Consider the following 19,633-nt stretch of genomic DNA (forward strand, 5'->3'; position numbering starts at 1 on the left):
CCTCCCCTAATCAAACAGTTTTTTGCCTTCTGAATAACAGAATACCGGACCATCCAGACAAATATAGGTATCATTCATTCGACAATGCCCGCATTTACCAAGTCCACAGCACATTTTTCTCTCCTGAGATATCCAGATTTGTTCTTCCTTCATTCCCAGCTTTAAAAGCTCTGCTACTGCAAATTTCATCATGACCGGTGGTCCGACAACAATAGCTGCAGTCTCATGGATATTATCAAGCTCAAGTTCCGGAATATATTTTGTAACAAGTCCTGTCCTATAAGAATCGTCATCAGCGGAATCCACTGTCAGGATCAGCTCCATCTGCTGTTCCCAGATTTTCAGATCCTCACGGAACAAAATATCTGACGGCGATTTAAACCCAAGGATCGTGTGTAATTTTTTCACTTCATCCGGATGCTCACCGAAGTAACTGATCACTCCTCTCACAGGAGATACTCCTGTTCCACCAGCTACCACGATCAGTTCTTTTCCCTGATAATTCTCCTTTTCAAAACCGTTTCCATACGGGCCACGCATAAAAAAACAGCTTCCCTCATTCAGTTCAAAAATCTCTCCGGTCACCTTGCCAACCTTGCGTATGGTCAGATCAACATAATCTTCTCCTATACCACTGACAGAAATCGGTGCCTCACCATATTTAGGAATAGAAACTTCAAAAAACTGTCCCGGTCTTACTTCACCCACATATGTCATACGGAATGTATATTCTGTCTCTGTATGCTTCACGATTTCTTTTATCTTAGATAAGAAAGGAATATATTCATTCGTCATCTTACTTTCCCTCCTTTTCTTTCAGTTTCTGAAGACATTCGATATAGGAAATATACTCCGGACAGACATTTTCACAACGCCCGCAGCCGACGCACATATGATATCCGAATCTTTTCTTATGATCTGAAATTTTATGTAATACCTTAAAGCGCATTCTTTCACCCTGACTTTGGCGGAAGCTGTGTCCTCCGGCAATATCAGAATATCCATCTACCTGGCAGGAAGCCCATACACGGCGACGCTCTCCGGCCTTTGGATTATCTTTATAAAAAATATCCTGCATAGTAAAACAGGTACACGTAGGACAGACAAAATTACAGCGGCCACAGCCAATACATCGACTGCCATATTCCTGCCACATGGAATCCTGGTGAATTGTATTTGATAGTTTTTCCGGAACCTCTACATGAACCTCATTATTTTCCACAAAAATCGGTTTCTCCTGAACATTCTGTCCATAATCCCATAATAATTCTTCCAGTTCTCTGCATCTCAGCTCCATGTAACATCCATCTTCATCCTGAAAAATATACATATCATATTCTTCACAACGATTCGTTCCCATACTTACGCAAAAACAATTTTTTCCGGATTCCTTACACCCCATCACAGCAAAAACTGTGTTTTCCCGCATTCTTCTGTAATAATAATCCTCTGCACCATTTTTCAAATACATGTCGTCCAGACGTTTCAGGGCATGAAAATCACAGCTTTTCAAGAAAATCAACCTCTGTCTTGCCGCTCCGTCTGCTGTTTTCATCTCATTCTCCGTAAAATAAAGAATCGTCTCTGAAATCGGAAGCAGTACCTCCTTAAAGCTGTAATCCGACTTCTGATTCCAGACAATCTCTTCCCAGCTGTTCAGCAGACCATAACGAACTACATCTGTATCTGAAAAGCATCCTGTCCCCTGATAAATTTTCGGTCCATACACATCATAGGATTTCTGCAAAATTTCAAAAATATTCTGCATCTCATCACTGCTGACTCGTTTTCCCATCAGATACCCCTTTCTTATAATCACATTTTATAAAATTCTGCAAGACCATCAAAATCTATCAGAATAAAGCGCTTATTACCATAACGGATCAGACCTCTGTCCGTAAGAACCTTACAGGCACGAGATACATTTTCCCTTGGTGCACCAACCAGATCTGCCATCAGGGTAATGGTAAGATCAATATCTATCATCACCCCGTCTTCCGTATCTACGCCAAAATCACGACCGAGCTTCCATAATTTTGCAGCTATTTTTCGCTCCATCTGCATATTTCCGGTCGTATTCTTTAGCTGGTGCCCCATTCGCCAGAGATTTCTCTCATACTCTCTCAAAACAGCTCTTGTCAAAGCATGGCTCTGTTCCATAAGCTGAAGAAACTGTTTTTCTGCAATTTCTATCACCTGCACCGGACAGGCAGCCTCACAAAAAAGTGCATTCGGCTTTTTGCTTACAATGCTCTGATTTAAAAGCCGTCCTTTTCCCAGGATAAAAATCACCTTTCGATTTCCATGCTTGGTCAGATTATAAAGCATCACTTCACCGGAATACACAAAATATACTGTTTTTGTTCTGCTTCGTGAATGAAAAATCACTTCTTTTTTCTTATAAGAAACAACTTCACTTTCATTAAGCAGATTCTGCAGAATATCCTTTGGGATTTCTTTAAAAAAATCCATCTTCTCCAGTTCCCTGAGTGTTATCTGTCCCATTGTATCAACCTCACTGGTATAGCTTTTGCAGTTTCTGATAATAAACTACTCTTGTCTCGCTTTCCTTTTGTATTATAATGAAAAAGTTTATCGTTTTCCGTGATGTATATCACATTTTTATTCCTGAATCCGTATCATTACAGACAGTCAGCTCAAAATGGTTTCTGTTTGTTTTTATAAGTCCTTCTTTTTGCAGCTTTGATATCTCCGCAGACATTGCCGCACGGTCAATACAAAGATAATCTGCCAGCTGCTGCCGGTCAAAAGGAATGTCAAAGGATAAAGATGCCTGTCTGATGGATACCGCCGACAAATAGGACAACAGCTTATCCCTGGTCGTTCTTTTACCCACATGTGTGATCTTATCGTTGAGGATCAGGATCTTATTTGCCAGGACACCGACCAGGTTACGAATCAGCTTCTGATGATGATCACATACTGTTGGACAGGAAACCAGAAGTCTTTGAACATTTAAAAAAATAATCTCACAATCTTCATCTGCTACCACACTGACATTCAGAACAGCTCCCGGACTTGCTGCATATGGTTCACCGAAAAAATCTCCTGCATGACATTTTGACAGAATATTCCGATGTCCCCAGAGGTCTTCCTGAATAACAAGAACACAGCCTGCCACCACAAGTCCCATTACTTCGGTAGAATCTCCGGCTCTGAAAATATAAGAATCCCGTTTTCTGGAGATTGTTGCTGCATTTACACAGTGCAGTATGGATAATATCTCATTATCAGTAAGACCTTTAAAGAAAGGACTGGTTCTTAAAATGGGTAAATATTTTTTCAAAATTAATCCTCCTGTTGGAAATCAAACATACACGTTGTAATTATTATACTATACTCCTAACAGAAACCAAGGATAAATATTACCGGCCGAGGATAAAATAATAAGAAAGATCATTCGAAAAATCACAGAATAAAAGGAGAATACAATAATGGATAAAAAAATGTTTTGTTTTCAGTGTGAACAGACCGTCGGATGTACAGGCTGCACGGGAAATGCCGGTGTCTGTGGAAAAAAAGCAGATACAGCGAAATTACAGGACGAACTGACAGGTGCGTTGATCAGTCTGGCTAAAGCTGCCGACAGCACGGAAACTATTTCAAAAAGAACCGGACAGATCATAATCGAAGGACTGTTTACTACAGTTACAAATGTAAGTTTTGACAATGCTGCAATCGAAAATATGATACAAAAAGTCAGAGCTGAAAAAGAAAGACTGATTCCTGACTGCAGAACAGAGGAATATGATCTTCAGCAGCTGTGGAATGCCAATGAAGATATCCGCTCCTTGAAATCTCTTATCCTCTTTGGTATCCGCGGAATGGCTGCCTATGCCTATCATGCAAATGTTCTGAATTATGAAGATGCCGAAGTGAATCAGTTCTTCTGCGAGGCATTATCTAAGATCGGTTATGAAGAAAGCACAGAAGCACTGCTTTCCACAGTACTCAAAACAGGAGAGATCAATCTGAAGTGCATGGCACTTCTTGATAAGGCAAATACAGAAACCTATGGAACACCAGAGCCAACTGATGTTACACTTACGGTAGAAAAAGGGCCTTTTATTGTCGTGACCGGACATGATCTGAAAGATCTGCAGCTTTTGCTTGAACAGACTGAGGGAAAAGGAATCAATATCTATACACATGGTGAAATGCTCCCTGCCCATGCCTATCCATTCTTAAAGAAATACTCTCACCTGAAAGGCAATTTCGGAACTGCATGGCAGAATCAGCAGAAAGAGTTTGACCATCTTCCGGCCCCGATCCTCTACACTACCAACTGTCTGATGCCTCCAAAAAGCAGCTACGCTGACAGAGTATTTACAACAGAAGTGGTTGCCTTCCCGGGAGCTGTCCATATTGACGAGAAGAAAGACTTCACACCACTTATTGAAAAAGCACTGGAGCTGGGCGGTTACAAAGAAGATCGTATGTTCTCCGGTATCAACGGCGGAAAAAAAGTGACAACCGGTTTTGGTCATGCAGCTATCCTGTCCCATGCAGGTACTGTGGTAGAAGCCGTAAAATCAGGCGCGATCCGCCATTTCTTCTTGGTTGCCGGCTGTGATGGTGCCAAGCCAGGTCGAAACTATTATACGGAATTTGTAAAGCAGACACCTTCTGACAGTATCGTTCTCACCCTGGCATGTGGAAAATTCCGTTTCAATGATCTCGATCTGGGAGAGATCGGTGGTCTGCCACGACTGATGGATATGGGTCAGTGTAATGATGCTTATGGTGCGATCCAGGTTGCTGTGGCACTTGCAGATGCATTTGGATGTTCTGTAAATGAGCTTCCGCTTTCCTTCGTACTCTCCTGGTATGAACAGAAAGCAGTCTGTATCCTGTTAACCCTTCTGCATCTGGGTATCAAAAATATCCGTCTTGGTCCTTCTCTTCCGGCATTCCTTTCTCCTAATATTCTGAACTTTCTGGTTGAAAATTATGGTATTGCACCTATCACCACACCGGAAGAAGATATCAAAGCACTGATGAACCAGTAAAAGTAAATTTTTCAAAGCCTTTACAAAATCAACAAAGCCGATACAGGATTCCGAAAGTCCTGCATCGGCTTTATTTACAGATCTGAAGACTCGGATCAGCCGACAACACTTTTAAACATGTGCAGCGATATTCTGATGGAGTTAAATGATAACGTTTTTTAAACAATCTGCAAAAATAATCAACGTTATGAAATCCGCTTTCATAAGCGATCGTTTTTACTTTTTTATTCGTATTTTTCAATAACCAGGAAGCTGCCTGAAGTCGATATCCTATCAGATAATTAACCGGTGTAGTATGTAAAAAACGGTGGAACAAATTAAGTGCAGTACTTTTGCTGATTCCTATATGCGAAGCAATTTCATCCAGAGACAAATTGCGATTATAGTTTTCATGTATATATTGCATGATCAACTGCACCCTTTTCTGTGCAACTTCATCCACTGTCTGTACATCTCCTTTATCAGATAACTTTACATTTTCATAAAAAGTCAGCCATAAATCCTGCAGCAATGCCAAAGTAGCAAGTTCTCTTATTTTCTCATTCCTCTGTATTTCCATTATTTTTATCATAGTTTGTATGATCTTTGTTTGCCATAGTTCATCAGGCTGAAAACGCTGGAAATATATATTCGATGAAATGATTGGCAAGATATATTTCTTATAGATCAGGCTGTTCTCCGGCGCAATAAATTCCGGCATACATACAAAGTTAGGAATGATACCACCTGATGATGCGTAAAAGCGGTGCAATATTTTAGAATTAATAAAAATTGCTTCTCCTTCTGACAATATAATCTGTTTTTCTCCTATTCCGCATGTAACTTGTCCGGACTCGACATATAAAAACTCAAATTCTCTGTGCCAGTGCCACTCAATACAATGAAAATCAAACAATTCCAGATTATCATAATAATACTGGAATGGATAATCACTGCTTCCATGCTGTTTAATTTCCATGAACTCCTCGTCTGTAAGTATTTTATTATAATCCATCCCATATCACGTTCTTTCTTTTTTACGATATTATACAGTATTTCTACAATTTAATTCAATGTATATATCTGATATTTGCTATATAATCAAGTAAAAAAAGAAAAGAGGTATTCTTATGATTTTTAAATGGATGAATGAAAGTGAGATCAACATTGAGGGCGACAAAATTGAAATAACCGCACCACCCAGAACAGACTTTTTTGTGGAAGTATTGATGAATATGAAGATTGAACATAAAACTGTTAAAAACATTCGGAGAGGAAAATAAAAAATGAATGCTGTAAAAAAAACTAACTACCATAAGACAAAAATAGCCTGTTATATGGGATTTATCACACAGGCTATTGCGGCAAACTTCGCACCGCTTCTTTTTTTGAAATTTCACAGTGACTACCATATTTCTCTCGGTAACATTGCTCTGATATCCACTTTCTTCTTTTTCACACAGCTTCTGGTTGATCTGTTCTGTGCCAAATTCGTAGATCATATCGGATATCGTGTGTGCATTGTTGCATCAGAAATATTTGCTGCATTGGGTCTGCTTGGACTGGCATTTTTACCTGATTTTTTACCTGATCCTTTTATTGGAATTATATGTAGTGTTATTGTTTATGCCATCGGAAGCGGTTTAATAGAAGTACTTTGCAGTCCTATTATCGAGGCCTGTCCGTTTGAAAACAAAGAAGCAACTATGAGTCTGCTCCATTCATTTTACTGTTGGGGAGCTGTTGGGACAATTTTGATTTCCAGCTTATTTTTCCTGATATTTGGAATAGACAGTTGGAAGTGGCTCGCCGTAATATGGGCAATCATTCCTGCAATTAATACTTATAACTTCATGACCTGTCCCATCGAATCTCTGGTTGACAATGGTTCTGGAATGGAAATTAAGGATCTGTTTTCCAAGCCATTTTTCTGGGTTGCAATATGTCTGATGATCTGTTCCGGAGCTTCTGAACTTGCAATGGCTCAATGGGCATCTGCTTATGCAGAATCAGCACTGGGATTATCAAAAGCTCTGGGAGATCTAACAGGTCCATGTATGTTTGCAGTAACAATGGGAATCAGCCGTATAATTTTTGGTAAATATGGAGAACAGTTAGATTTAATGAAGTTTATGAGTGGTTCAGGCATATTATGCGTTGTCTGTTATCTGCTTACTGCTTTGTCATCCAACCCGATCATCGGACTGATCGGTTGTATTGCATGTGGATTTTCAGTTGGAATCATGTGGCCTGGAACCATCAGTATTTCCTCAAAAACTTTTCCAACAGGTGGAACGGCTATGTTCTCTCTTCTTGCCATGGCAGGAGATTTAGGTGGCAGCATTGGACCTGGAATTGTTGGTCGTATCACTCAGAATGCTGGAAATAATATTAAGATCGGCATGGGATTCGGACTTATTTTTCCAGTAATTCTATTGTTTATGTTATTCCTGCTGTATCGGAAGAAGATATCAAAGCACTGACTTATTGATTGTAATTATATTTTTTCACTCTGCAAACCCGGAAGCTGTATCATCACTTTGCTGCCAGATACTATAGACCTGATACAACATTGATCGGATCCTCTTCCATAAACTTCTTTATATTATCCGCCAGAATAGAAACCAGCCGCTGTCTTGTTTCAAGTCCTTTCCATCCCATATGCGGCGTCAAAAGGACATGATCCATAGTATAAAGAGGGTTGGTTTCTTCAGGTGGTTCGGTTTCCTGAACATCAAGTCCGGCTCCTGCAATCGTACCATTTTCCAATGCTTCTATAAGAGCAGCCTCATCAATAAGTGCACCTCTTGAGGTATTAATGATAAACGCTGAGGGCTTCATAAGTGATAAAGTCTCTTTGTTGATCATATGTTTTGTACTTTCCGTCAATGGACAGTGCATGGAAACATAATCACTATTCCTGAGTAATTCCTCAAGCGATACATAGCGGATACCTTTCTCATCCTCTCTCGGTGTCCTGGTATATACAAGTATGTTCATATCCAACGCCTGTGCGATCTGGATAACTTTCCTGCCAATATGTCCTGCACCTATAACACCAAGTGTTTTACCATTTACCTCAACATGCGGAACCTGAAGATTTCTGGTAAAATTGTCATGATTTCCGCATGCCAGCATCTTCATCTGTACCTGCATTGCAGAACTCAGATTTAATATCATCATAATCGCAGTATGTGCCACACGTTCTGTGCTGTATGCCGGGATATTGCAGACTGTAATCCCCTTCTTCCGTGCTGCTTCAAGATCAATATTATTATATCCTGTACCTGCCTCGCAGATCAGTTTAACAGATTCCGGGAATTTCTGTATCATTTCTGCACTCACAGACATCTCCTTTGTTACAATGATATCTGCACCCTGAATACGCTCTGACAGCTGCTGTTCTGTTGTATCATCATATACTGTAACATCAGAAGATAAAACGGAAAAATCCAGCTTCCCATCAAAATTCATTTTCTTTGCATTCAATACCACACATTTATCGTTCATACTATAAATTCCTCCTTAAATTACTTTAGGCTATCGGGATTATACCTCTTTATCAGTCGGCCATGATCTCCGAAGAGCCACATAGGATATTAAAAAGTTTGCAAACCAACCGGCTGGTACAGCAAGCCAGACAAATACAATGCCAAAACGCGGTGCACAGATCAAAGCAACAGACAGGCGGATCGCCAGGTTCACCATATTTGCAATGAGGAACGGGCGCATGATCCCAAGACCACGAAGAACCCCATCGGTTGCCATTTTGATTCCCATAAAGATGAAGAAGTAACCAAGCCATCTCATATAACCCTCGGATACCTGATAGGCCAGGGCAGTTCCATCTTTACCAAGGAATAGCGAGGAAATCTGCGTGTGCAGTGTTTCAATGACTATAAAAGCAAGAACTGCAAAACATACATCTAACACCAGTGCAGCGTGATATCCTTTTTTGATCCGTTCAATTTTCTTTGCGCCAAGATTCTGGGAAACATATGGGGAAACCGCATTGCCAATGGATACAAAAATCAATGAAAAAACATTCTCTACCCGCATCGTCGCCGCATACCCCGCAAGTGCCTGTGTACCGAAGGGATTTACAACTGCCTGTACGATCATCATACCGATGGACACTGTAGACTGCTGAAGAACCGAAGGTACAGCAATTTGAAGCATGGAATGTAACTCCTGCCTGTCAAACCAGTCAAAGCGACTTTTATATCGACGCATCCGGCTAAGGAAAAGCAAAAGTGAAAACACCGCAGAAATTCCCTGTGCTATAAGAGTCGCAAGGGCTGCACCAAACACACCGAGACCAAGTCCGGCCACCATCCAGAGATCCATAAAAATATTTAAGATTGACGAAAATATCAGGAGCCCCAGCGGGATTTTTGATTCGCCTATGGAAGTAAACATATTGGAAAGAATGTTATACATAAACAGAAACGGAAATCCCACGAAATAGACCCTCAGATATAACACTGCATCATCCAGTATATCACCAGGGGTTTGTAACACACTCATCATCCAGTGGGAAAAGCAAAATCCAAAAACCCCAAGGACTATACTTAGAATTAAAAAGCTAAACAAGGATGTTGACACGATGGTCTTCATTTTTCCATACTTCCTGGCACCGAAATAACGGCTCACCAGCACACCGGCACCGACACCTGCTCCCAGTGCCACACAAATAAAAACATTGGTCAGCGCTGCACAGGCCCCGACAGCTGCAAGTGCGGAGGAACCAACAAATTGGCCGACGATGATAGAGTCAGCCATATTGTATATTTGCTGAAAAAAGCTGCCCAAAATCATTGGCATTGCAAAAACCGTCAGCGCTTTAAGAGGCGCATCTGTGATCAAATATTCATCTTTTGACATTATCATATTCCTCCACAGGTTTCATAATTTCACTTATTGCTACACTGCCCGGCGTTATCAGCTGCAGCTGCAATACGATCTTATCACATATTAAAGATATTAAAGGATTACGGCTATAGAAATCAGCCCCCAAAGCCGAGACGTTCTCTCAATGAATTTCCCGACCGATCCATTCCATGATCACATTTACAATATATTCCTGCTCCGCTTCTGTCAATTCCCGTCCTTTCGGAATACGATGCCATTTTTCCAGACATCCCCTGCAACAGGTAGCTGTGGCATGCTGGGCTACAAAAACCGGATGACCTCTCATCGGTGTCTGTTTTCCATCATTTGGTATTTCTGCCGGTGCAAGACGCTTTCTGATAAAATCACAGGCATGCTCACGTACTTTCTCCATTCCCTTTTCTGATACATAACTCCGATCGTTTGCCTTCAGGGAAAAACTGCTTCTGAACTTTGACTGCGACAGGCGTTTCCAGAGATTCCCCTCATAAACTGCCGGTGTCTCACATGCCATAGAAGGTTGGATGCTGCCCTTATAGACGATCATCTTCTTACTGTCACTTCCGTTCTCATTCACTGTCTCGTCTACTGCCTCTTTCAAAAGCTGTGCCTTCACTTCCTGTGCTTCTTTGCTGTCCGGCTGCAGACGTCTTGCCAGACATGTATTTCTGCCAGTTGTCGTTTCATTTTTTATCGCATAATACACAGCTTTCTTCTCTCCGACAAGTACCAGGATCTTTTTCGCCCTGGTCACACCTGTATAAAGGAGATTTCTCTGCAGCATGACAAAATGACTCATAGTAAATGGCATGACAACGATTGGATATTCGCTTCCCTGGGATTTGTGGATCGTCACTGCATAGGCAAGCGCCAGTTCGTCCAGCTCTGTCACATCATAGACTACTTCCCGTTCATCAAACAGAACTGTCAGTTCCCGTTCTTCCACGTCAACTTTTGTGATAGTACCAATATCTCCGTTGAATACTTCCTTATCGTAATCATTCCGGATCTGCATCACCTTATCCTTCAGCCGGTACTGTGTGCCGCCTCTCCGCAGAAAGATCTTTGACGGATTCATGGCTTCCTGCAGCACCTGGTTCAGATTTACTGCCCCACATTCGCCTCTCTGCATCGGAGTCAGCACCTGAATATCCTGCAGTGGATCTACATGATAGTATCTCGGCAGGTTTGTCTTACAATATTGGACGATAGTATCCACCACTTCCTGATTACTCTCTTTGGTGGCAAAGAAAAAGTCGGCATCTTTCCCGCCTCTCATATCAATGCCTTCCCCTTTATTGATCCGGTGTGCATTCATGATGATCCGACTTCCCTGTGCCTGACGGAAAATCCGTGTCAGACGAACTACCGGAACACATCCGGAATCAATAATATCTCTGAGAACATTGCCCGCTCCGACACTTGGCAGCTGATCAATGTCGCCTACCAGAATCAGAGACATCTGCTGCGGCAATGCTTTTAAAAGATTATACATCAGCATAATATCGATCATGGAACATTCATCCAGTATCAGCACATCTCCTTCCAGCGGATGTTCTTCATTTTTCTGATAGCCTTCCGGAGGTTTGTATTCCAATAACCGGTGAATCGTTTTTGCTTCCATTCCAGTTGCTTCTGACATTCTCTTTGCTGCTCTTCCAGTCGGTGCAGCAAGAATGATCTGACATCCAGCCTGCTTATATGCAGAAATAATTCCCAGAGTTGTTGTAGTCTTTCCGGTTCCAGGTCCACCGGTCAGCACCATGACCTTAGAGGAAACCGCTGTCTTTACCGCCTGCCACTGAATCTCGTCATAAGTAATTTCTGATGAAGCTGCTACTTTCTTCAATATTTCTTCCGTATCCTCAGATTTCTTCTTTCCACAGGACATCAACCGAAGCAGCCGCTTTGCACAGCCACTTTCTGAAAAATAATATGGGGGCAGATAAATTGCTTCCCGATCTTCTGCTTCATCTCTGATCACATCATTCGTGCGGATCATCTCATCCAAGGTGATCTCCAACTCCGGTTCTTCCACTTCCAGAAGTTCCTTTGCCCTTCCAGTCAGCTGTTCTCTTGTTGTATAACAATGACCTGCTTCTGCCAGCTTATTCAATGTATAAAAAATACCACTGCGCAGACGGACAAATTTGCCTTTGTCAATCCCCATCTTCTGTGCAATGGAATCCGCTGTCTTAAATCCAATTCCCCAGATGTCATCTGCAAGCCGGTATGGGTTCTCCTTTACGATCGCAATGCTCTCACTTCCATACGTCTTGAAAATCTTTGTCGCATGAGAGGTGCTGACCTCATGACTCTGCAGAAAAAGCATGATATTCTTGATCTCTTTCTGCTCCTGCCAGCTTGTTTTGATCCGGTCTACACGTACTTTTCCTATACCTGATACTTTGAGCAGTTCATCTGGTGTCTCTTCAATAACATCCAGTGTATCCTTCCCGAATTTTTCCACAATTCTTTTTGCAAACTTTGGACCAACGCCCTTCACCAGACCGGAACCAAGATATTTTTCGATTCCATATACTGTAGCAGGAAGTGTCTCCTCAAATTTCTCCACCAAAAACTGCCGCCCATATTTGGCATCCATCTTCCACATACCTTCCAGAGACAGCACAGAACCAACATGGGTATCCGGCATCGTGCCAACTACTGTGACAAGATCACTGTAATTCTTCACTGCACATTTCAGAACCGTGTAGCCATTGTCAGCATTCTGATATGTAATTCTTTCAACTACACAACGTAAGTGCTCCATGCCCGTCTCCTTCTACTCATAATTCATTACAAATGACCACAGAATAAAATACTCTGATCCATAAAAGATCACCAACATACATCCGCTTTACGGCAGAATCTCAAGCCAGTAGCCATCTGGGTCTACGATGAAATTTCTTCTCCTTTTGTACATTCTGTGTTTCTAATGCGTGACTTATATTGCGGATATTCAGTAATAAACCGCTTAATTACATTGGCATCATTCCAGTAATGCATTGGAAAAATGACATTGCAATCTACATTTTTAAGGAAATACAGGATCCCGTCAGCATAGTGATCTCCCTGTCTCGGATCCAAGGGAACAAATGCAGCGTCAAAATGCATACCCTTGATTTTCCTGATCTCCGCGCGATATGCTGAAGTAAGTCTCTGGTTATCAGCTTTCGACCCACCATCCCAATACCAGTCGTTTAAATCACCGGCATGATAAATGGTACCTTCCTTTGTTTTGACAATAAATGCGACCCCACTATCGTTAGATAGCAATGTATCAACTTTGGTTTCATTATCCAAACTATAAGCTTGATCATGATAAACATATGTGATCTTCATATCCGACAAATGATTCCTTTTTCGTATATCATTCGCCAGGATTGCCTGATAAGTCATTCCCATATCATCAAGGATCCCAAAAATTTGTGGGTTAAAATGATCCTTATGGAAGTGACTGCAAAAAACGATCACTTCTTTCTCCTTGTCAAGATTCGGTAATTCACCCTTGTAATAATCAAAAATATAGTAGCAGTCTCTGGTCTCAACCAAAAATCCACTGTGGTTAATGTAAGTAATTTTCATAATATCACCTATATAAATTAACGCCGGTACCGGATAGCAAATCTTTCTTTGCCATGTTTATTTTTCCTTTTTCGAGCGTTTGTAAATTTCACGACAACAGCATTTCTAATACAGATTTTATCGTATTTTTTAGATTCCGTCCATCCTTTATCCACAGCTGGTAGAAAAATGTGAAATGATACTTTTACAAATTCTATTACTTGTTGTTAGTTCATAATTTATGTATAATCCTGTCTTTGACAGTCCTCTTTCACAGTGTTAATATCCTGCACCAGTGTCCGTATTTTTCAGGATCTTAATAAGACGGCTTGTTCCAAGACGCTCTGCGCCAAGACTGATAAATTTTTCTGCATCATCGAAGGATGAAATTCCACCTGCTGCCTTAACTTTTACATCTTTTCCAATATATTTCTTCATCAGCTCTACATCTGCAAAAGTTGCTCCCGCTGTAGAAAATCCGGTAGAAGTTTTGATAAATTCTGCTCCTGCATTTGTAACGATCTCACACATTTTAATTTTCTCTTCTTCTGTAAGAAGGCATGTCTCAATAATGACTTTGAGGATTCTTCCATCACAAGCTTCATGAATCGCACGAATCTCATTCTCTACTTCCTCATATCTTCCATCCTTTAAAAATCCGATGTTAATAACCATATCGATTTCTGAAGCACCATTTGCAATGGCGTCTTTTGTTTCAAATACCTTTACAGCAGTTGTATTATATCCGTTCGGGAAACCGATCACTGTACAAATCGGAAGTTTTCCCGCTACATATTCCGCTGCCTGTTTTACATAAGCAGCCGGAATACATGCAGATGCAGCCTCATATTTCATGGCATCATCCAGGATTCCTCGAATATCATCCCATGTTGCAGTCTGTCCAAGTAATGTGTGATCCACTTTTTTTAATATATCTTTTTTATCCATTTTACGTTCCTTTTACTTCAGCTCATCCAGAAGAGAACTTCCAATTGTTCCCTCCGGCATCTTAACTTCAAAATTATCTGCGATTGTTGCACCGATTACTGCAAAAGTATTCTGATCTTCCAGTTTTCCGTATCCCTCCATAGATGGAGAATAAGCAAAAAATGGTACTTTTTCTCTTGTGTGATCAGTTCCTGTATGTGTCGGATCATTTCCGTGGTCAGCTGTAATGATCAGAAGGTCATCCTCACGAAGCTCATCAAGAAGTTCACCAAGTTTTACATCAAATCTTTCAAGTTCCTCTGCATATCCCTTTACATTGCGTCGATGTCCCCAAAGAGCATCGAAATCTACAAGATTTACAAAACAAAGCCCCTCAAACTCTCTTTTCGCAATGTCAATTGTCTGCTCCATTCCATGAACAGAGCTTTTTGACTTATTGGACTCTGTCAGTCCCTCGCCGTCAAAAATATCAAAAATCTTTCCAACGGAGATCACATCATAACCTGCATCCTTCAATGCATTAAGCGCAGTTTTTCCGTAAGGCTTCAGTGCATAATCATGGCGGTTGCTGGTACGTTTGAACTCACCTTTTTTCTTGCCAAGGTAAGGTCTTGCAATAACACGTCCGACTTTCCACTCATCCCTCATGGTGATATCACGGGCGATCTCACAGCAGCGATACAGTTCATCCAGTCCGAAAGTCTCCTCGTTTCCGCAGATCTGCAATACAGAATCAGCAGATGTGTAAACGATCATATGACCGGTAGCGATTTCTTCCTCAGCCAGTTCATCCAGAATCTCTGTTCCGCTGGAGCTCTTGTTTCCAATTACTTTATGTCCCGTTCTCTTCTCAAGCTCATCGATCAGCTCTTTTGGAAATCCGGTCTCTGTAAAAGTCTTAAACGGTTTTGTGATGTGAAGCCCCATCATTTCCCAGTGTCCTGTCATAGTATCTTTTCCGGTACTGGCTTCTTTTAAAAATGTATAATAACCCATTGGTCGCTCCACTGCTGCAACCTGTTTCAACGGATGAAGATTTGCAATTCCAAGCTTCTGAAGGTTTGGAATCGTAAATTCATCTACATTCTGGGAAATATGTCCCATAGTATCTGTTCCTTCATCCCCGTACTGGGCTGCGTCCGGCATTTCTCCTGCCCCAAAGGAGTCTATTACAATAGTAAATATTCTCTTATATTTCTTCATAATTTTTGTCTCCTTTCTGCTGTCTTACTTATGGATCTTACATATTTACAACAACTTTTGTTACTAATTCCTTGAAGGATTTCGCTACGCGGTCTGCTGTTTCCTGCACTTCTTTATGGTTAAGCTCTTTTTGGGAAATTCCTGCTGCCATATTTGTGATGCAGGAAATTCCACAGATTTCCATTCCCATGTGTCGGGCAGCCATAGCTTCGCATGCGGTGCTCATTCCAACTGCATCTCCACCCCATCTCTGTGCAAGTCTTACTTCTGCAGGAGTCTCATAATTTGGTCCTGTAAACTGTACATAAACACCTTCCTGAAGTTTGATGTCACATTCTTTTGCACATTTGCGGATCACATCCTGCAGACGGCGGCTGTATACCTCACTCATATCCGGAAATCTGGTTCCCAGCTCATCCATGTTCGGTCCTATCAGAGGGCTTGGAACTCCCGTTGTAATGTGATCTGTGATCATCATGAAATCTCCCGGTTTATAGGAAGGATTAGCTCCTCCTGCTGCATTAGTGAGAAGGATTTTTTTCGCACCGAGCATTCCCATAAGACGCGTTGGAAGAACAACATCTGACATTGCGTATCCTTCATAATAATGAACACGTCCCTGCATGATTACAACCGGTGTTTTCTCCACATACCCAAACACAAAACGTCCCTTATGTCCTTTTACAGTAGAAACCGGAAATCCCTCGATGTCCGTATAGTCGATGGTCTGTTCAATCTGAATTCCATCTGCAAAATCTCCAAGTCCGGATCCAAGGATCAGTGCAACTTCTGGTTTGAAATCAATTTTCTTTCTTACGCTTTCCAGGCATGTCATTAATTTTTTATACATGATTACTTCTTCCTTTCTTTTAGGTGTTGTCATTATATTTATGCCTTTTTCATAAAGGCAATTCCTCTGCAATGGTCTTTCCAATGCCCTGCGCGCCTCCCGTCACAATCACTACCTTATTGTTAAACTCCATATAAAATCCTCCCCAAAAATCCGCTTTCTATTTCTGTTGCCACAACATTGTGTATTCTTTTTCACCAGTAGCATCATCGAATCCTTCGCATTGAATATCAAACCCTTCTCTTTGGTAAAAAGAGATGGCTCTGGCATTCTTCTGGTATACGTTTAATCGCAATCTAGCTTTTTTATTCTTGATATACTCTAATAAAAGTTTACCTATACCACATGACTGCATTTCATCAGAAACAAAAATACCTTCCACGTATTCGTTACTTAATCCTACAAATCCTTGAATCATTTTATCATCTTCATACACATAGACTTCCGCTTGTGACATCATTTCTTTCACTAATTCATAATTACTTGTCCAATATTGCTCAGGAATAAAATAATGCGCTTTTAAATTGGTCTTTAACCATATGTCAGCGACTCTATTAATATCTATGTTCTGCATCTTTCTGATCATAACAAATATTCTCCACCAACTTTGATTTCTCTGTAACAACCAATCAGCTATATCGTGAATCTCAACCAGAACCACAACCAAAATCTAATATCCTTGAACCTACCGGAAGCATTTTAGTGAACCGCTCCTGTACAACCGTAAAATCTACCAAACGAGTCCCCTGGACAAACATATCCGCATTTGATTATAATATTCTATTGTTTTGTCCAGGAAGTTTCTCCTCAATCTTAGCTTATTTCATGTACCTTCGGATTTTATCTATCAAAGTGACGTCTGCCGGTAACCAGGCAACACTATTTAACTGATCCTTTGTAAGCCATTTTGCCGCCTCTGCTTCCTTTAATTCAATTCATTGATCACATTCGCATCCATTAATGTAGATCTCCCCCTCGTTTCGTGGTGAGCAAAACAAAATACTCTGCTTTATTATACCTTATGGGAGAGGGTTTGTCATTGAAATCTCCAGGAAGCAAGCGTGGCAAAGACACCCGAAAGTAACGATAGCAACAAAAAAACAGTTCCGGACATACTGAGGTTAATCAGTGTATCTGAACCTGGCTTTTCTATGGTCTTTTCTATGGTCTTTCCAATGAATAGCTGGGCTGGCTTTTCCTTGGAATGGATTATTTAATTGTAAAAAATTCCCGTGAAATGATTTATAAAATAGGTAATTTTACAAAGTCTATTACTTGTTGTTAATTCATAATTTATGTATAATAAAATTCATATAAGAAATACACGCTCAGCATGCGGCCTGGAACATAAATAATCCGCAAGTTTAGCGATATACGAGGAGGAAATTCTCATGGGTAAACAATCCACCAGGGAAAACAAAACAATTTACCAGCTTTGCCGAGAAGCGGCAGGACTTACAAGAGCAGAAGCCAGTGAAAGAATGGATGCTGTCTCTGATTCAAAAATTGAAAAATTTGAATATGAAACACAAGAACCTACGCCTTATGATATCCTCCAGATGGCAGATGCCTATAAAAGACCAGATCTTTGCAATTATTATTGCTCTCACAAATGCGAAATCGGCTATCGTTATGTTCCAGAAATAGAAATGACCGATCTGTCAAATATCATTTTGGAGACAATTGCCAGTTTAAATGAAATCAACCCTCTTACCGGTCGTCTGATCCAGATTGCCCGTGACGGTAAGATCAGCGATGATGAAATGAAAGATTTTGCTTATATCAGTAAAAAACTTGATGAAATTTCTTTAGCCATAGACTCCTTGAATCTTTGGGTAGATAAAACAGCTGGAGAACAAGGGCTCAATCTTGAACTCTTAAATGCCGAAAAAGAAAAATTAAAATAATCCATAACACCACGAAAGGATTACGACTATAGAATAACACCAACCACAGTCAGTGTCTTTAAAGTTGAATTAATCTATAGAAACTGCTATCATATTTTTATCAGAATTTTCCAAGTAAAGGAGGACATGAATGGATCATGAACGTAATGCCAATTTCCGAAATCATCGAAAAAGTAACCATGATTTGCAAAAAAAATAACGTAAAGCGCCTTGATTTATTCGGTTCCTTCGCCACAGGCACTGCGACCCCCACCAGTGATATTGATTTTGTAGTATACGGCTGTGATAATCTAATGCAGTTAGAAGATGATCTTCAGCAGATTGAAACGCTAAGGAAAATTGATATTTTTGACTTTGACAGTATAAAAAATGAGTATTTATTGGAGGATATAAAAAAATATGGAAAACAAATTTATTAACCGCTATAACACTTTCTGTAAAAGTCTCTCCAATCTTGCAAAAAGCAAAACAGCCGACCCCAAGACCGATTTTGTTCTCGAAGGAACTGTTCTCAATTTCAGTCTTACTTTCGACATCTCCTGGAAAGTTATGAAAGATATTCTGATCAAAAAAATGGGAATTCTTGATTTTGCAGTTGGCTCTCCACGCGAAACTCTGCAGCAGGCATTTACCAATGGTATTATTGATGATGACACCTGGCTGCAAATGCTGAAATCCAGAAATCATTTGTCTCATGATTACGATGGTACTTTCGCCGCAGAGAAATTTCAGGACATTATAAATATTTATTATCCTCTTTTTGAAAAATTCAAAAACGATGTTGCGAAATACTATAAACAGTAAATCAACACCAGTGAAACATTTTTCACATTTACCACTCTTCACATTTAATATCACTTATCTGCTCGATTGGAATAACCGTTTGATCCGTCATAATGATGGTATGCTCGTATTCGTCTATCTTTTTTACAATACCAGAGCACGTAACATAGGAGCCGCCTGCTTTTTTTGCATCGGGAATAAAATAAGTTATCGATATTTTCTGTTCTATACCGATATTATTTCTGATTATATTGATTTTTTCATTCAGCTGAGCAATCGCTTCCTCGCTCAGTTCCAATCTTTCATCGGTTAATCTTGCCGTTTCCTTTATCGCAGCATCATGTCCGGTCAGGGCTGCAAAAGGAGCAAATTGCGCTGCCCGATCCCGAAGTGGCATTTGCGGATGATTCTTAGAGACCGGATGCGGTAAATTAATGATATCGTCATAAGAATTATTTTTCATCCTCTTTCAACTC

The 19,633-nt window shown here is 40.5% G+C and carries 20 protein-coding genes and 2 pseudogenes; 7 read left to right on the top strand and 15 right to left on the bottom strand.

Features of this window, described 5'->3' with window-relative positions:
• Positions 1-6: 6 nt before the first annotated feature.
• The 4 genes from asrB to CCC70_RS08355 form a co-directional block, all read right to left on the bottom strand.
• Positions 7-795, bottom strand: coding sequence for an anaerobic sulfite reductase subunit AsrB (asrB, locus tag CCC70_RS08340; RefSeq protein ID WP_118368662.1), 789 nt, complete (start codon positions 793-795; stop codon positions 7-9).
• 1 nt (position 796) lies between these two features.
• Positions 797-1,795: an anaerobic sulfite reductase subunit AsrA gene (gene asrA, locus CCC70_RS08345; protein ID WP_287084631.1), complete on the bottom strand. Its 999-nt coding sequence runs from the start codon at positions 1,793-1,795 to the stop codon at positions 797-799.
• Between the two features lie 20 nt (positions 1,796-1,815).
• Positions 1,816-2,505, bottom strand: a complete 690-nt coding sequence (locus CCC70_RS08350) for a Crp/Fnr family transcriptional regulator (protein WP_144092699.1) — start codon at positions 2,503-2,505, stop codon at positions 1,816-1,818.
• Between the two features lie 109 nt (positions 2,506-2,614).
• Complete coding sequence (locus tag CCC70_RS08355) at positions 2,615-3,307, bottom strand: Crp/Fnr family transcriptional regulator (RefSeq protein WP_118368665.1); 693 nt, start codon at positions 3,305-3,307, stop codon at positions 2,615-2,617.
• Between the two features lie 148 nt (positions 3,308-3,455).
• Between CCC70_RS08355 and hcp the strand changes: the two genes are divergently transcribed.
• A complete protein-coding gene (gene hcp, locus CCC70_RS08360) occupies positions 3,456-5,030 on the top strand; it encodes a hydroxylamine reductase (RefSeq protein WP_287084632.1) in 1,575 nt (524 codons plus the stop codon).
• A gap of 70 nt (positions 5,031-5,100) precedes the next feature.
• Here hcp and CCC70_RS08365 read toward each other — a convergent pair whose 3' ends face one another.
• Positions 5,101-5,988, bottom strand: coding sequence for an AraC family transcriptional regulator (locus CCC70_RS08365; RefSeq protein WP_287084633.1), 888 nt, complete (start codon positions 5,986-5,988; stop codon positions 5,101-5,103).
• A gap of 151 nt (positions 5,989-6,139) precedes the next feature.
• On the opposite strand from CCC70_RS08365, the gene CCC70_RS08370 reads away from it, so the two are divergent.
• Positions 6,140-6,292, top strand: a complete 153-nt coding sequence (locus CCC70_RS08370) for a DUF1349 domain-containing protein (protein ID WP_147419635.1) — start codon at positions 6,140-6,142, stop codon at positions 6,290-6,292.
• A gap of 3 nt (positions 6,293-6,295) precedes the next feature.
• The gene (locus tag CCC70_RS08375; protein WP_021651233.1) at positions 6,296-7,492 is read left to right on the top strand and encodes an MFS transporter; all 1,197 of its coding nucleotides are present in this window, start codon (positions 6,296-6,298) and stop codon (positions 7,490-7,492) included.
• A 70-nt stretch (positions 7,493-7,562) separates the two neighbouring features.
• Here CCC70_RS08375 and CCC70_RS08380 read toward each other — a convergent pair whose 3' ends face one another.
• Together CCC70_RS08380 and CCC70_RS08385 are read right to left on the bottom strand one after the other, a co-directional pair.
• On the bottom strand, positions 7,563-8,519 hold the full coding sequence (locus CCC70_RS08380) for a 2-hydroxyacid dehydrogenase (protein ID WP_059086572.1): 957 nt from the start codon (positions 8,517-8,519) through the stop codon (positions 7,563-7,565).
• 39 nt (positions 8,520-8,558) lie between these two features.
• Positions 8,559-9,893, bottom strand: coding sequence for an MATE family efflux transporter (locus CCC70_RS08385; RefSeq protein ID WP_287084634.1), 1,335 nt, complete (start codon positions 9,891-9,893; stop codon positions 8,559-8,561).
• A 35-nt stretch (positions 9,894-9,928) separates the two neighbouring features.
• Between CCC70_RS08385 and CCC70_RS16710 the strand changes: the two are divergent.
• Positions 9,929-10,012: pseudogene (locus tag CCC70_RS16710) on the top strand (AsnC family transcriptional regulator); the annotation flags it as partial.
• Between the two features lie 29 nt (positions 10,013-10,041).
• Here the strand turns inward: CCC70_RS16710 and recD2 are convergent.
• From recD2 to CCC70_RS16540, 7 genes and pseudogenes are all read right to left on the bottom strand, one after another.
• On the bottom strand, positions 10,042-12,672 hold the full coding sequence (gene recD2 / locus CCC70_RS08395; protein WP_186582589.1) for an SF1B family DNA helicase RecD2: 2,631 nt from the start codon (positions 12,670-12,672) through the stop codon (positions 10,042-10,044).
• Positions 12,673-12,794: 122 nt separating this feature from the next.
• Complete coding sequence (locus CCC70_RS08400; RefSeq protein WP_186582588.1) at positions 12,795-13,487, bottom strand: MBL fold metallo-hydrolase; 693 nt, start codon at positions 13,485-13,487, stop codon at positions 12,795-12,797.
• A gap of 258 nt (positions 13,488-13,745) precedes the next feature.
• Positions 13,746-14,414 carry a deoxyribose-phosphate aldolase gene (gene deoC, locus CCC70_RS08405; protein WP_015526453.1) on the bottom strand — a complete coding sequence of 223 codons (669 nt, stop codon included), beginning with the start codon at positions 14,412-14,414 and terminating at the stop codon, positions 13,746-13,748.
• A 12-nt stretch (positions 14,415-14,426) separates the two neighbouring features.
• Positions 14,427-15,617: a phosphopentomutase gene (locus CCC70_RS08410; RefSeq protein ID WP_015526454.1), complete on the bottom strand. Its 1,191-nt coding sequence runs from the start codon at positions 15,615-15,617 to the stop codon at positions 14,427-14,429.
• Between the two features lie 37 nt (positions 15,618-15,654).
• Positions 15,655-16,467, bottom strand: a complete 813-nt coding sequence (locus tag CCC70_RS08415) for a purine-nucleoside phosphorylase (RefSeq protein WP_022427082.1) — start codon at positions 16,465-16,467, stop codon at positions 15,655-15,657.
• Between the two features lie 160 nt (positions 16,468-16,627).
• Positions 16,628-17,053 (bottom strand): GNAT family N-acetyltransferase, encoded by a 426-nt coding sequence (locus CCC70_RS08420; RefSeq protein ID WP_118515750.1) that lies wholly within the window; start codon positions 17,051-17,053, stop codon positions 16,628-16,630.
• A gap of 232 nt (positions 17,054-17,285) precedes the next feature.
• Positions 17,286-17,396: pseudogene (locus CCC70_RS16540) on the bottom strand (8-oxo-dGTP diphosphatase MutT); the annotation flags it as partial.
• 462 nt (positions 17,397-17,858) lie between these two features.
• Between CCC70_RS16540 and CCC70_RS08430 the strand changes: the two are divergent.
• The 3 genes from CCC70_RS08430 (at position 17,859) to CCC70_RS08440 (ending at position 19,178) form a co-directional block, all read left to right on the top strand.
• The gene (locus tag CCC70_RS08430) at positions 17,859-18,374 is read left to right on the top strand and encodes a helix-turn-helix domain-containing protein (protein ID WP_092071021.1); all 516 of its coding nucleotides are present in this window, start codon (positions 17,859-17,861) and stop codon (positions 18,372-18,374) included.
• A 137-nt stretch (positions 18,375-18,511) separates the two neighbouring features.
• Positions 18,512-18,793: a nucleotidyltransferase family protein gene (locus CCC70_RS08435; protein WP_092071024.1), complete on the top strand. Its 282-nt coding sequence runs from the start codon at positions 18,512-18,514 to the stop codon at positions 18,791-18,793.
• The gene (locus CCC70_RS08440) at positions 18,774-19,178 is read left to right on the top strand and encodes an HI0074 family nucleotidyltransferase substrate-binding subunit (protein ID WP_022426101.1); all 405 of its coding nucleotides are present in this window, start codon (positions 18,774-18,776) and stop codon (positions 19,176-19,178) included. Before CCC70_RS08435 ends, CCC70_RS08440 begins: the two co-directional genes overlap by 20 nt.
• A 28-nt stretch (positions 19,179-19,206) precedes the next feature.
• On the opposite strand, the gene CCC70_RS08445 is transcribed toward CCC70_RS08440, so the two are convergent.
• On the bottom strand, positions 19,207-19,620 hold the full coding sequence (locus CCC70_RS08445) for a hypothetical protein (RefSeq protein ID WP_278603756.1): 414 nt from the start codon (positions 19,618-19,620) through the stop codon (positions 19,207-19,209).
• Positions 19,621-19,633: the final 13 nt, after the last annotated feature.

The organism is Blautia sp. LMAG:89 (genome assembly GCF_008679485.1).
Lineage (GTDB): Bacteria > Bacillota > Clostridia > Lachnospirales > Lachnospiraceae > Blautia_A > Blautia_A fusiformis.